This is a genomic window from Pseudomonas sp. MNR3A (genome assembly GCF_009650575.1).
GTDB lineage: Bacteria > Pseudomonadota > Gammaproteobacteria > Pseudomonadales > Pseudomonadaceae > Aquipseudomonas > Aquipseudomonas machongensis.
In genome coordinates this window covers 502175-515906 of sequence record NZ_VZZS01000016.1, presented here as the reverse complement: position 1 = coordinate 515906, position 13732 = coordinate 502175, and the positions used below count along the sequence as shown (strand labels likewise).

Sequence of the window (13732 nt, the reverse complement as noted above, 5' to 3'; positions counted from 1 at the left end):
GCAAGTCAGGTGGAGAAGATCGGGTTTGGGTGTTAGGGCCATTTACATGGCAGGTTTGTGCAGCGTCGGGCGGACCGATCGTTGGACAAGCGCTAAAGGCATTTTGCCATTAGCGCTTGTGGTGTGGCTATCGAGACACTCCAAAGGTTACTGCTTACGAATACCAACGATGTTCGCAGCCCCCCCTTCCATACGGAAATCGAAGCCGACCTTGTCACCGACCTTCAGCCCTTCGAGCTGCTCGGCGCTGGCCTTGAAGCCCATGGTCATCGCCGGCCACTGCAGTGCAGCCACAGGCCCATGGGCCAGCGTCACCTTGCCGTGCTCGGTGTCGATCGCCTTGACCGTGCCTTCGGCATGCGCGCTTGGCGCTGCCTTGCTGGCCGACATGTCCATGCCCTCCATCGTCATGCCTTCCATGCTTTGCTGCGCTTGCGCGCCGGCGGCAAAGGCGACCATCAATACAGCGCCGAGGTACAGATTTTTCATTGGGTTTCTCCTGGTTGGGGGGTATCGGGTACTGCAAGATCGCGACGCCTGATCAGCCAGTACGCCGCGGGAATCACGAACAACGAGAGCAGGGGGGCGGTCAGCATGCCGCCGACCATGGGTACGGCGATGCGGCTCATCACTTCGCTGCCGGTGCCGCTGCTCCAGAGAATCGGCAACAGTCCGGCGACGATCACTGCCACCGTCATTGCCTTGGGCCGGATACGTTGCACGGCGCCCTGGCGAATCGCCTCGCGCAATGCCGCTTCGGAGTACTCGCCCGTGGCCTGGCGCTCGGTCCAGGCGTTGTTCAGGTAAATCAGCATGATTACCCCGAACTCCGCCGCGACCCCGGCCAGGGCAATGAAGCCGACCCCGGTGGCCACTGACAGGTTGAAGCCCATCAGGTACAGCAGCCACACCCCGCCCGTCAGGGCGAAGGGCAGGGTGCCCATGATCAGCAGCGCCTCGCCGAGACGGCCGAAGGTCAGGTAGAGCAGTACGAAGATGATTGCCAGGGTCGCCGGCACCACCCAGGCCAGGCGGGCATTGGCGCGCTCCAGGTACTCGAACTGGCCGGAGTAGCTCAGGCTCATGCCGGGGTCGAGCTTCACCTCGCGGTCCACGGCCTGGCGCAGGTCGGCGACCACCGACGACAGGTCGCGCCCACGCACGTCGATGTATACCCATCCGGAGGGACGGGCGTTCTCGCTCTTGAGCATGGGCGGGCCTTCGGCAAGGCGCACCTGGGCCACGCTGGCGAGGGTGATCTGGCCGCCCAGGGCGGTGTAGATCGGCAATTCGCGCAGCGCCTGGACCGAGTCGCGCCACTCGCGCGGGTAGCGCAGGCTGATCGGGTAGCGCGCCAGGCCCTCGACCGTTTCACCCACCGTATCGCCACCGATGGCGCCGGCGACGATGGCCTGCACGTCGGCGATGTTCAGGCCGTAGCGCGCCGCGGCCTGGCGATCGATGTCGAGGTCGATGTAGCGCCCGCCGGTGAGACGCTCGGCCAACGCCGAGGTGACACCCGCTACGCCCTTGGCTGCGCGCTCGACCGCCTGGGTGGCGCGGTCGATCTGGGCCAGGTCGCTGCCGGCCACCTTGACCCCGATCGGGCTCTTGATACCGGTGGCGAGCATGTCGATACGGTTGCGGATCGGCGGAATCCAGATGTTGGTGAGCCCCGGCACACGCACGGTGCGGTCGAGTTCCTCGACCAGTTTTTCGCTGGTCATGCCTGGGCGCCACTGATCCTTGGGTTTGAGTCGCACGAGGGTTTCGAACATCTCAAGCGGCGCCGGATCGGTGGCCGACTCGGCGCGCCCAGCCTTGCCGAACACACTGGCCACCTCGGGTACGGTGCGGATCAGGCGGTCGGTACGTTGCAACAGCTCCGCGGCTTTTTGCGCCGACAGACCGGGCAGGGCGGACGGCATGTACAACAGGTCGCCCTCATCCAGCGGTGGCAGGAACTCGCCGCCCAGGTGGCTCAGCGGCCACAGGCTGCTGAGCAGCACCAGCAGTGCCCCGGCCAGGGTCAGCAACGGCTTGCGCAGCACCTGCTCCAAGGCTGGGCGATAGAGGCGGATCAGCCCGCGATTGAGCGGGTTGTGCGCCTCGGCCGGCAGAGGGCCGCGGATCCAGTAACCCATCAGTACCGGCACCAAAGTGACCGCCAGCCCGGCAGCGGCGGCCATGGCGTAGGTCTTGGTGAACGCCAGCGGTGCGAACAGCCGCCCCTCCTGGGCCTGCAGGGTGAACACCGGGACGAACGACAGGGTGATGATCATCAGGCTGAAGAACAGCGCGGGTCCGACTTCCTGCGCCGCCTCGGTCATCACCTTCCAATGCTGCTCACCGCGCAGCACCTGCCCGGGATGCCGCGCATGCCAGGCCTCGACATGCTTGTGCGCGTTCTCGATCATCACCACGGCCCCGTCCACCATCGCGCCGATGGCGATGGCGATACCACCCAGCGACATGATGTTGGCGTTGATGCCCTGGTGGCGCATGACGATCAGTGCGATCAGCACCCCCACCGGCAGCGACACGATCGCCACCAGCGAGGAGCGCAAGTGCCAGAGAAACGCGGCACAGACCAGCGCGACGACGATGAACTCCTCGAGCAGCTTGTGGCTGAGGTTGTCCACTGCACGGTCGATCAGTTGGCTGCGGTCATAGGTGGTGACCAGCTCCACGCCGGCCGGCAGGCTTTTCTTGAGCACCTCGAGCTTGTCCTTGACGCGCCCGATGGCCTCGCGGGCATTCTTGCCGCTGCGCAGGATCACCACGCCACCCACGGCCTCGCCCTGGCCGTCCAGCTCGCCGATACCGCGGCGTTCCTGCGGGCCAAGCTGGACCCTGGCCACATCGCCCAGGGTCACCGGTGCACCATTGGCCGCCAGGCGCAGAGGGATGGCGCGAAAGTCATCGAGCGTCTTCAGGTAGCCCGAGGCGCGCACCATGAACTCCGCCTCGGCCTGTTCCAGCACGCCGCCACCGGTCTCCTGGTTGGCCTTGCCGATGGCCTGCGCCACCTCGTCCTGAGTGATACCCAGGCTTGCCATGCGCAGCGGATCGAGCACCACCTGGTACTGCTTGACCATGCCACCGATGCTCGCCACCTCGGCCACATCGGGCAGGGTCTTGAGCTCGAAGCGCAGGAACCAGTCCTGCAGGCTGCGCAACTGTGCAAGATCGTGCCCACCGCTGCGGTCGACCAGGGCGTACTGGTAGATCCAGCCCACCCCCGTGGCATCCGGGCCAAGCACAGGCCTGGCCGTGGCCGGCAGACGCGACTGCACCTGGCTCAGGTACTCCAGCACCCGCGAGCGTGCCCAGTACAGGTCGGTGCCGTCCTCGAACAGCACGTAGACGAAGCTGTCGCCGAACGCGGAAAAACCGCGCACGGTCTTGGCCCCCGGCACCGAAAGCATGGTGGTGGTCAGTGGGTAGGTGACCTGGTTCTCGACGATCTGCGGGGCCTGCCCGGGGTAGGAGGTGCGGATGATCACCTGCACGTCCGACAGGTCCGGCAAGGCATCGATCGGCAGGCTGCGCAGGGAAAACACGCCCCAGGCTGCCAGGAACAGCGTGGCCAGCAACACGAGGATGCGGTTGCCGACCGACCAGCGAATCAGTTTCGCGATCATGGCCGAGCCTCCTGCGCGGCAGGCATCGAATCCGCCGCGGTGGTAGCCTCGATGCCTTTGAGGCTGGCCTCGGAGTCGATCAGGAACTGTCCCGATGCAACGACCTTCTGGCCTGCCTGCAACCCCTGCAGCACGGCGACCTGGCCGCCGCTCTCCTGGCCCAGCAGCACCTCGACCGGGCGGAAGCGGCCCTGGTCCTCGGCGAGCATCACCAGGTCGCGCTTGCCGGTCCGGATGACGGCCTCGGCCGGCAGCGTCAGGCCCTCATCGTCTGGCGCTTCCGGGCTCAGGGTTACCTGTGCCGTCATGCCGGGTCGCAGTCGTCCCTCGCGGTTGGGCAGCTCGATGCGCAGGCGCAAGGTGCGGCTTTGCGGATCGGCATCGGCCAGCAGGGCGGTCAGTGTGCCGCTCACCGTCTCGCCGGGATACGCCGGCAGGCGTGCCTGCACCGCCTGGCCCTCGCGCAGACCCTGGGCCTGGGCTTCGGGTACCGCGGCTTCGAGCCATACCTGGGCGATACCGTTGATCCGCGCCAGCGTCGCGCCCGGCGTCAGGGTCATGCCCGGTCGCAGGTCCAGGCTCTGCAGCGAACCCGCGCTGGGCGCCACCAGGGTCACCCACTGCTGTACCTTGCCGCTGCGCGCGATTCGCTCGATCAGTTCGGCAGGCATGCCGGCCAACAGCAACCGCTGGCGCGCAGCAGCGTGCAACCCCGCATCGCCGGTACGGCGCAGTGCGAGAAACTCCTCCTGCAACCCGGCCCACTCCGGTGCCAGCACATCGGCCAGCGGCGCGCCTTTGGCGACCACATCGCCGGCGGCGCGCCCGTAGGTGCGCTCGACGAAACCCGCGGTACGTGCCTGCAATACGCTGAAGTCGCGTTCGTCGAAGGCCAGCACGCCGCTGACCTGCAGCGTGCGTTGCAGCCGGCTGCGCGTCACGGTCGCCAGACGTACCCCCAGATTCTGCTGAACGCCCGGGGTGATCTGCACCGCCGGTTGCCCCTGACCGCCATCACCCTCGGCATACTTGGCCACCAACTGCATGTCCATGAAGGGCGACTTGCCCGGTGCCGGGAAATGCTGCTGCGGGTACATCGGGTCATACCAGTACAGCGCTTTCTGTTCTGCGAGTGCCGCCGCCGTGCTCGGGCCGCCTTTGCGGGCGAGCCCGTAGCCGACGCTGGCGCCGACCGCCAGCGCGAGCACCGCGATCAAGCCGATGGATGTGTGTTTCATGCCTGCACCTCGCCATAGATGAAGTGCAGCCGTGCGGCGGTCGCCGCCAACTGCCCTTGCCAATCGATATCCTGCAATTGCGCCTCGACCCGCTGACGGCGGGCTGCGAGCAGATCGCCCAACGCCGACTTGCCGGCCCGGTAATCGGCCAGGGCCAGGCGCACCCGTTCTTCGGCCAGGGGTAGCAACGTCTTGCGACTGCGCGTGACGGCCCGTTGCAGGCGCTGGTACTCGGCCAGGTCCGTTTCCAGTTGCGCGGTGTGCTCGCGCAGCGCGGCTTGCTGCTCATCCTCGAGCTGACGCACTTGGGCCTGGCGAGCGGCGATGGTCGGGTCCTGGCGCGAGCCGGTGAACAGCGGCAACTGGAAGCTGACTTGCAGGCTGACCATGTTGCTGAATGCCGGGCCGCGTCGTTGGTAGTCCAGCTCCCAGCCCCAGTCGGATTTCTTCTCGGCTTGTGCCTGGTGCACCTGCGCCTGGGCTTCGCGGGTCATCGCGCCATAGGCGGCCAGTTCCGGGTGCACATGCAGGGCGTGCAGGTATGCCGGGGCATCCACTGCCCATTGCGGGAAGCTGCGCGCCAGGGCCTCGCCGTCCTGGCCGATCCAGCGTTTGAGCGCCGCACGCGCCTGGGAGGCCTGGCTGAGCAACTGGTCTTTCTGCTCATCCAGTTGCGCGGCCTCCTGCCCAGGTGCCAGGGCATCGGCCGCGGCGCCGCCACCACCGGCCAGGCGCGCCTGCACGGCGGCGTCCAGCAGACGGTTCTCGTGGTAGAACGCCTCGAACTGCTGCAGCTTGCGTTGCACGGTGTAGGCCGCGATCCACGCCTGGGCCGTGGCTGCGCGTACTTTCAGGCGCTCCACCAAGGCTTCGGCATCGGCCCGTTCGACGGTCGCCTGGGCGGTCTCGACCCGCGCCTTGCGCTTGTCGCGGTTGGGCACTTCCTGGGCCAGACCGACCACTTGCATGGTCATGAAGTCGCGGTTCGTGCTCCAGCGGTCGCTGCCATCCACCGGCAGGTTCTGCAGCCCGAGGTTCAGGCGTGGATCGGGCAATTCACCGGCTGGCAGCACCGCATTGCGTGCCGCAGTGACCTGCTCCTGGCGCGCCTGCAGGGAAGGGGCGTTGCGTTCAGCCAGTCGCAGGGCATCGTCCAGGGACAATGCAGCGGCCTGCGCCGACAGTGCCGGCAGCAGGATCAGCAGGGTGGCCGCAAGCGTCCACCCGGCTTGGAAACGTAGGGGAGTCATGGACATGATTCCTTGAAAACACTCGCGCACAGGCGCATGCCATTGCCTGGCCGCAAGGACAGGGCAATGGAGTGAGGGTCAGCAAGGGATCAGGCGCGCGGAGGACGCCAGCGATCAGGCGGTGCGCGCGACAGCAGACTGTGGGCGTAGCTGTCGGAGGGGCGTGGGGTGGCGAAGGTCAGGGCAGGTGTCGCGAGGCTGACCTGCAAGGTGGTGGCGGTCTTGCACTCTTGGCCGGCCTTGCAGGCCTTGGAGGCGTGCTGCGAGGAGGATTTGCCGCTGTCCTGGTCCTGGCAGCAGTCATGGTCCATCCCCGCCATCATGCTCATGCCCATGGCCTGCATGGGGCAGGGTTCGGCAGGCGATTCGATGCCCGCCATCCCGGAGAGGGGAAGCGAGAGCATCAAAAGCAGGATGATCAGGCGGCGCAGGGTGGCGGACATGGCGCGAGTCTAGCGGGAATTGCGTTAGGGGAACATTAACAAAATGTGTCTGCGCCAGGCTGGCCGCTCGCTTCGAAACCAAAAGCCAGCCCAATCCTTGTTCAAAATCCAAAAGCCAGCCCAATCCCTGTGGGAGCGGGCTTGCCCGCGAAAAGGGCACTGCGGTGAATGGCACGGGCTACGCCCGTGTTCGCGGGCGAGCCCGCTCCTACAGAGATCCGGGCTGGCCTTTGATGCCGGGCGGTTCAGTGAACGGCGCCGAACCCCGATCCTGGTACTTGCCGCAATGCTCCGACCAGGGCATCTGCCTGTCCGAGCGCGATCTCAAGGCTGCGCATGCTGGCACTCATCAACTTTGCGGAGAAGATTTTCGGGTGGGTCGGGAACGATTTTTTTCATGTGATTTCCTGAATGCAGTGAGTGCTGCACCATCCGTTTCCACACGAAAGGGTGGCAGCCATACGCGGGGTGGAAACCCGAGAGCATTCAGGAAAGCTCGGTAGGCACAGGGCCTCCCGCGCATAGCTGCCATAACGACACAACGCTGAATACTCTTCGGGTTTCCACACCCGGTCGCTGAACACCAGCGACCGGGGAAGCCTATGGGCCAGGCTTCCCCGGGACAATCAGACGGGAGTCGACAGGTTGCGTAGGGTATTTCCCTGCGGTCATGACTCTCTGTCGGACGTGGAGTAGTCCGCTGTAGGAATTAGCTCTTTATCGCGGCGCGAGCGGCAAGTCCAGGCTGTGTTCAGCGGCCGCGCCCCAGCGCATCCGGGTTGGCCACGTTCATCGGCGCACCCTCGAAAAACGCCAGCACATTGTCGAAAGCATCACCGAAGTACAGCTCGTAACCCGCCTTCTCCACGTACCCCAGGTGCGGCGTGCACAGTACGCGCGGGTGCTGGAGCAAGGGGTGGGCAGGGTCGAGCAGCGGTTCGCTCTCGTACACATCCAGGGCAGCAAAGCCCGGGCGTCCATTGTTCAGTGCCGCGAGCAGGGCACCCGGGGCGATCAACTCGGCGCGGCTGACGTTCACCAGCAGGGCATCGGGCTTCATGCGTGCCAGGTCATCGCCGGTCACGAGGTGGCGAGTGCTGTCGGACAGGCGCAGGTTGAGGCTGACAATGTCGGCTTCGGCGAAGAACGCCTCGCGCGAGGCTGCAGCCCGGTGGCCATCGGCCTGGGCAGCTGCGCGGCTGCTCTCGCTGCCCCACACCAGCACCGGCATGTCGAAGGCCTGGGCGTAACGCGCCAGGCGTTGGCCGATCTTGCCGTATCCCCAGATCCCCAAGGTCTGCCCCGCCAGGGCCTGCCCCAGGTTGACCTGCCAGCGCCCTTGCCTGAAGGCATCGATGGCCGGCACTAACTGACGGCGGGCGTTGAGGATCAGCGTCCAGGCCAGCTCAGCCGGCGCTACCGGCGAGCCGCGGCCTTCGGTCACGACAACGCCGCGTGCGGTGCAGGCAGCCAGGTCCAGGTGGCTGGATACCTTGCCGGTCTGGCTGATCAACTTGAGCTTGGGCAACCGGTCGAGCAGCGCCGCGTCGATGCGCGTGCGTTCGCGGGTGAGCACCAGCGCGTCGGCATCGGCGAAGCGCTCCACCAGCTGGTCCTCGGTGGCCGGTTGCAGTTGGTGGAGCACAGTGACCTTGTGCTTGCCCAGGCGGGCGAAGCAGTCGAGCGTGCTGATCACATTCTGGTAGTCGTCGGGGATGACAATGTGCATGTGCGGCGGTCCGAACGGGTCTGGGGGAGGTCAGACGATAGCCGAATTCGCCAGCGGTGCACGAGCCCTCTTCAGGTATCGCCACCGCGCGACAGCGCCTGGAGTACGGCCATCGCCCGTGCGGCGTCGTCACTGGCGACAAAGATATGGTCGTGATAATAGGCGGCGATCACGTTGCAACTGATGCCCGCTTCCCCAAGTGCGCTGGCGAAGGCCGCAGTGAGGCCGACGGCATCGAGCGCGGAGTGTATGGTCAGGGTGATCCAGGCCGCGACGAAGCTGTACTCCAGGCCCAGCGCATCGGCGCGTGAACGTTCGAGGATCGCGGTCAGACCTTCCTGCTCGCGGAAGCTGCCGAGCACTTCGCTGCCCTGCAAAGCTGCGCTGTCGGCCACGGTGCAGAACACGTATTCGCCGGGGTTGAGTTTGGGGCTCATGCCGCGCAGCAGCGCGGTGATGGATTTTTCGCCTGACATGGGGGAGCTCTGTGTCTGAAAAGTTTGCCAGTGTGCCTGGCCGGTACTGATCAGTTGAGCGAATGTTGCTGATGGCCGATTAGCCTGGCTTATGTAAACAACGATGGACGCGGGGTTGCGGCCCGTGGGAGATTGATTCCCCTTTCGCGCCAGGCTGTTCCCCCGCAAAGCGAGTCAAGCAATGGATCTGAAATTCAGTCATGTCGATGTACTGGTGAGCGACCTCGAGGCCGCGTGCGCCTATTACGCACGGATACTCGGAGCGCGGATCTCGAAAACCCAGGTCTGGGAGCGCGGCGGGCTGCATGTGCGCTACGCCGTGGTGCTGATGGGGGCGGAGCGTTTCATGCTGGTCCAGCCGCTGGCAGGCAATCTCAAGACGCTGCTCGAGACCCAGGGCGAGGGCACCATCTACCGCCATTGCTATTCGACCCCGGACATCGAGGTGGTGTACGACCAGCTGATGGCACAAGGTGTTCAGCCCGAGGACGAAAATGGCAACCCGCTGGCCCGAAATGACCTGCAAGCACCGGGAGGCGGGCGGATCATCTGGCTGCCCAAGCAGTTCGGGCACTTTTCGATCGAGATCCTCGAGGCCGAGGGGCTGGAGCGCTTTATCGAAGAGGTGTTTGCCTGAGGCACTGTCGAACTCGGTCGTTCACCGCAAGATCAGTGGGCGATAGGCGAAGCGTCTCGTAACCTTGGCGGTGTCGAGCGATAATCCACGCACTTGTCCCGACGACTGCCCACCCATGAGAAACGACACCCGTCTGGCGCTGCTGCTCGAGCGCCTGGGGGGCGTGACCCTGGCGCAGTTGGCAGAAGATTTCGAACGGCGTTACCAGGGCCGTGTGCCGTTGGCCGAAGCGTGATTTGCCGGTATCGATCGATACCGGCACCGGTCACCAAAGCACGATATCGTAGGTCAGGTAGAGCCGATTGCTATCGCGGCCACGGGCGAAATCCGAGCGGTACACGTAGTTGCGCAGTTTGGCACCCAGCCCCTTGAACGGTCCGGATTGCACAACGTAGGCCAGTTCCGCGTCGCGCTCCCATTCGCGCAACCCGTCTTCGCCTGAACGGTGGTTGTCGCCACTCAGGTAGCGGGTCATGAAGGTCAGTCCCGGCACCCCTGCGGCAGCGAAGTTGTAGGCATAGCTGGCCATCCAGGTCTTCTCGTCTTCCTCGATGAATTTTCCGATACCGACGTTGCTGAACGAATACACGGTCGCGCCGCTGATGTAGGGCAGGCCGGCGTCGCCGCGCAGCACCTGGTAGCCGGTGCCGAAGGCATGGCCGCTGTGGCTGTAGGTCAGTTGCCCGCTGAGCATGTGGTTGTCGATGCGTCCGGCCTGAGCCGCGCCCTCGTCGCGACTCCTGAAATAGCGCAGGTCGCTGGCAAGTGTGCCACCGGCCAGCGGTAGGTCATGCTGGATGCCGGCGAAGTCCTGGCGGTAGAAGTCGCTCAACTCACCGTGGAAATAACTCAGGCGCAGTTGCTTGCTGACCGCGTAGTCGGCGCCGCCGTAGCTGAAATCGCCGGATTCACGACCGCTGTAGCCGTCCACAAACAGCCCGGTGCTGTTCGATGAGTCGCGCTGCTTGAAGCGATCCAGATGCCCGAACGTGAGGGTGAGGTTGTCAAGGTCGTTGCTGACCAGTTGGCTGCCCTGGTAGGTCTGCGGCAGCAGGCGGGCGTCGTTGTAGACCAGTACGGGTGTCTTGGGCAGCAGTGTGCCGTGCTTGACGACTGTCTTGCCCAGGCGTGCCTTGGCAGTGACGCCGGCGCTGGCGAATTCTTCGGCGGCGTGGCCGTCGTCGTGTACCGGCAGCAAGCCGGTGCCACTGCGTCCGGGGCCTGAGTCCAGGCGCACGCCAACCAGGCCCGATGCGTCGATGCCAAGCCCCAGGACACCCGGGGTATAGCCGGATTGATAATCGAGCAGAAAGCCTTGCGCCCATTCCACTCGCTCGCTTTTGGCGTTGGCGGCGGCGCGGCTGCTCATGCCCTGTTCGTCACGGAAATTCTCGTTGAAGTAGACGTTGCGCAGTTGCAGCTTCAGTGTGCTGTCGTCGATGAAACCGGCAGCGTCGACAACAGGCATGCAACCGCAGAGCAGGGCACAGCCGGCCCCTCGCAGAACGATTCGAGACATGATCGGTACTCTAATGTGGGACGCGCAGAAGGCGGGCGCCAGTGGGCGCCGCGCAGCGGTTCAGACGAAGAACGACAGGGCGCCGGTGAGCAGCGCCAGTGCGGTGATCACCAGTGAGGTCAACACCGCCCATTTCACCGTGGCCTTCTGGAAGTCGCCGATGTCGCGGTCGACCATGCCCACCAGCAGCAGGGTCGAAGCCACCAGTGGGCTCATCAGGTGCACCGGTTGGCCGAGTACCGAGGCCCGGGCGATCTCCACCGGATCGATGCCGTAGGCTGCCGCAGCGTTGGCCAGGATCGGCACCACACCGAAGTAGTAGGCATCGTTGGAGAGCACGAAGGTCAGCGGCATGCTGGTCAGCGCCACCACCAGCGGGAACCAGTGGCTCCAGGCCTCCGGGATCCAGTCCACCAGCGTCTGGGCCAGCGCATCGACCATCTTGGTGCCGGAGAAGATGCCGGCGAAGATGCCCGCTGCGAACACCAGCAGCACCACGGTCATGGCGTTGCCGGAGTGAGCGAGGATGCGTGCTTTCTGCACCTCGAGCTGCGGGTAGTTGATCATCAGTGCGGCGACGAAGCCAATCATGAACAGGATCGCGGCGTGCATCAGGCCCATGACCAGGGCGCTCATCACGATGATGACCAGCACCAGGTTGACGTAGGCCAGGCGTGGGCGCTTGTGCGGGTTATCGCCGAGGATCTCCTTGATGTAGCAGTTGCCGCCCCCGGACTCCAGCGCCACGTTGCCGATGCGTCGGCGTTCGGCACGACCGAGCAGGAACGCGGTGAATACCACCCAGGCGGCACCTCCGATCACCGTCGGCAGCATCGGGATGAAGTATTCGGTCGCATCCAGGCCAAGTGCGGCGATGGCGCGGGTCGCCGGGCCGCCCCAGGGGCTCATGCCGCTCATGATGCTCAGCGACAGCATGGAAATGGTGGCGAGGATCATCGGGTTCATGCCGATGCGCTTGTACAGCGGCAGCATCGCCGCGCAGGTGATCATGTAGGTGGTGGTGCCGTCGCCGTCGAGGGCCACCAGCAACGACAGCAGCGCGGTGCCGATGGCGATCTTGATCGGGTCGCCATTGACCCGCTTGAGGATCTTGCGAATCAGCGGGTCGAACAGGCCGGCATCGATCATCAGGCCGAAGAACAGGATGGCGAACAGTAACAGGGCAGCCGATGGTGCGACCATTTTCAGGCCGTCGAGCATCATCTTGCCCAGGTCCGGGGCGAAGCCGCCGATGATGGCGAAGACGATCGGCACCACGGTGAGTGCGACGATCGGTGACAGGCGTTTGCTCATGATCAGGTAGGTGAAGGTCACCACCATGACCAGGCCAAGGAGTGCAAGCATGGGTCGTTTCTCTTGTTTTTATTGTCGTCATGGTCGCCTGGCGCGCAGGCGTCCGCCAGCCCCCGCCCGAGGCGGGGGATCAAGTGAGGTGAATGTCAGTGAGTACGATGGGGTGGGGTTGCAGCCTGGGTAGGCTGCCAGGCCTGCTCGGCCGGGGTGTCGGCTTTGCCGCTGGCCAGGGTGCGCATGAGCGTTTCACGGTCGCAGGCGTTCTCCGACAACGAAATGACCACGGTGGCCACCGCGTTGCTCGCCAGGCTGGTGAGGGCTCGCGCCTCGGACATGAAACGGTCGATACCGATCAGCAGTGCAAGGCCGGCCAGCGGGATGTCGTGGATGACCGTGAGGGTCGAAGCCAAGGCGACGAAGCCGCTGCCGGTAACACCTGCAGCCCCTTTGGACGACAGCAGCATGATCGCCAGCATGGTCAGGATCTGGCCGAGGCTCAGGTCGATGTTGCAGGCCTGGGCGATGAACACCGCGGCCAGCGACAGGTAGATCGCGGTGCCGTCGAGGTTGAACGAGTAGCCGGTCGGTAGCACCAGGCCCACCACGCCTTTCTTGCAGCCAAGAGCCTGGAGCTTTTCCAGCATGCGTGGCAGCACCGGCTCCGTGGACGAGGTCCCCAACACCACCAGGAACTCTTCGCGCAGGTAGCGCAGCAGCTTCCACAGGCTGAAGCCATGCGCCCGGCAGATGCCGCCCAGCACCACCATGACGAAGAAGGCGCAGGCGATGTACAAGGTGCCGATCAGCTTGGCCAAGGCACCGAGCGAGGTGATGCCGTACTGGCCGACGGTGAAGGCCAGTGCGCCGAAGGCACCAATCGGGGCGAAGCGCATCAGGTAGCCGAAGATGCGGAACACCATCTGCGACGCGGACTCCAGCACCTCCAGCACCGGCCTTGCGGATTCGCCCATGGCTGAGAGGGCGAAACCGCAGAGCACGGCGATGAACAGCACCGGCAGCACTTCGCCTTTGTCGAAGGCACCGATGAAGGTCTCGGGGATGATATGCATGAAGAAGTCCACCACGCCCAGTTTGGCGGCGGAGGTGGTGTATTGGCTCAGGCCCGCAGTACTGAGGGTCGCCGGGTCGATGTTCATGCCCACGCCTGGACGGAACAGGTACACCGCGACCAGGCCGATGATCAGGCTGACCACGGTCAACACCAGGAACAGTAACAAGGTCTTGCTCATCAACCGACCCAGCGAACGGCGGTCGGTCATGCCGGCGATGCCGGTGACGATAGTGCAGAACACCACGGGCGCGATCATCATCTTGATCAGCTTGATGAAGGCATCGCCCAGCGGCTTGAGCGCAACGGCCTGTTGCCCCCAGAAGTGACCGATCACCACGCCTAGCAGGACGGCGCAGAGAATCTGAAAGTACAGCGATTTCATGAGTTTCATAAGGCATCACCCATTATTG

General features: G+C 64.9%; 11 protein-coding genes. 1 reads left to right on the top strand and 10 read right to left on the bottom strand.

The window, feature by feature from the left end; translation table 11 throughout:
• Positions 1–147: 147 nt before the first annotated feature.
• The 7 genes from F6X62_RS13920 to F6X62_RS13890 all read right to left on the bottom strand — a co-directional run bounded on the left by F6X62_RS13920 (position 148) and on the right by F6X62_RS13890 (position 8780).
• Positions 148–489, bottom strand: coding sequence for a copper-binding protein (locus F6X62_RS13920; RefSeq protein WP_054891448.1), 342 nt, complete (start codon positions 487–489; stop codon positions 148–150).
• Complete coding sequence (locus tag F6X62_RS13915) at positions 486–3644, bottom strand: efflux RND transporter permease subunit (protein ID WP_153773865.1); 3159 nt, start codon at positions 3642–3644, stop codon at positions 486–488. The genes F6X62_RS13920 and F6X62_RS13915 overlap by 4 nt, the downstream gene beginning before the upstream one ends.
• Complete coding sequence (locus F6X62_RS13910) at positions 3641–4882, bottom strand: efflux RND transporter periplasmic adaptor subunit (RefSeq protein WP_256674036.1); 1242 nt, start codon at positions 4880–4882, stop codon at positions 3641–3643. Before F6X62_RS13910 ends, F6X62_RS13915 begins: the two co-directional genes overlap by 4 nt.
• A complete protein-coding gene (locus F6X62_RS13905; RefSeq protein WP_153773864.1) occupies positions 4879–6132 on the bottom strand; it encodes a TolC family protein in 1254 nt (417 codons plus the stop codon). Before F6X62_RS13905 ends, F6X62_RS13910 begins: the two co-directional genes overlap by 4 nt.
• 89 nt (positions 6133–6221) lie before the next feature.
• Positions 6222–6575, bottom strand: a complete 354-nt coding sequence (locus F6X62_RS13900) for a hypothetical protein (RefSeq protein WP_063545159.1) — start codon at positions 6573–6575, stop codon at positions 6222–6224.
• A gap of 751 nt (positions 6576–7326) precedes the next feature.
• Entirely contained in the window at positions 7327–8304 is a 978-nt protein-coding gene (locus tag F6X62_RS13895) for a D-2-hydroxyacid dehydrogenase family protein (RefSeq protein WP_153773863.1), read from the bottom strand.
• Positions 8305–8375: 71 nt separating this feature from the next.
• Positions 8376–8780, bottom strand: a complete 405-nt coding sequence (locus F6X62_RS13890; RefSeq protein ID WP_153773862.1) for an ACT domain-containing protein — start codon at positions 8778–8780, stop codon at positions 8376–8378.
• Between the two features lie 181 nt (positions 8781–8961).
• On the opposite strand from F6X62_RS13890, the gene F6X62_RS13885 reads away from it, so the two are divergent.
• The gene (locus F6X62_RS13885) at positions 8962–9417 is read left to right on the top strand and encodes a VOC family protein (protein WP_063545155.1); all 456 of its coding nucleotides are present in this window, start codon (positions 8962–8964) and stop codon (positions 9415–9417) included.
• Positions 9418–9682: 265 nt separating this feature from the next.
• Here F6X62_RS13885 and F6X62_RS13880 read toward each other — a convergent pair whose 3' ends face one another.
• From F6X62_RS13880 to dctA, 3 genes are all read right to left on the bottom strand, one after another.
• Entirely contained in the window at positions 9683–10936 is a 1254-nt protein-coding gene (locus tag F6X62_RS13880) for an OprD family porin (protein ID WP_153773861.1), read from the bottom strand.
• Positions 10937–10996: 60 nt separating this feature from the next.
• Positions 10997–12301, bottom strand: a complete 1305-nt coding sequence (locus tag F6X62_RS13875) for a CitMHS family transporter (RefSeq protein WP_054891438.1) — start codon at positions 12299–12301, stop codon at positions 10997–10999.
• Positions 12302–12396: 95 nt separating this feature from the next.
• Positions 12397–13713 carry a C4-dicarboxylate transporter DctA gene (dctA, locus tag F6X62_RS13870; protein WP_153773860.1) on the bottom strand — a complete coding sequence of 439 codons (1317 nt, stop codon included), beginning with the start codon at positions 13711–13713 and terminating at the stop codon, positions 12397–12399.
• Positions 13714–13732: the final 19 nt, after the last annotated feature.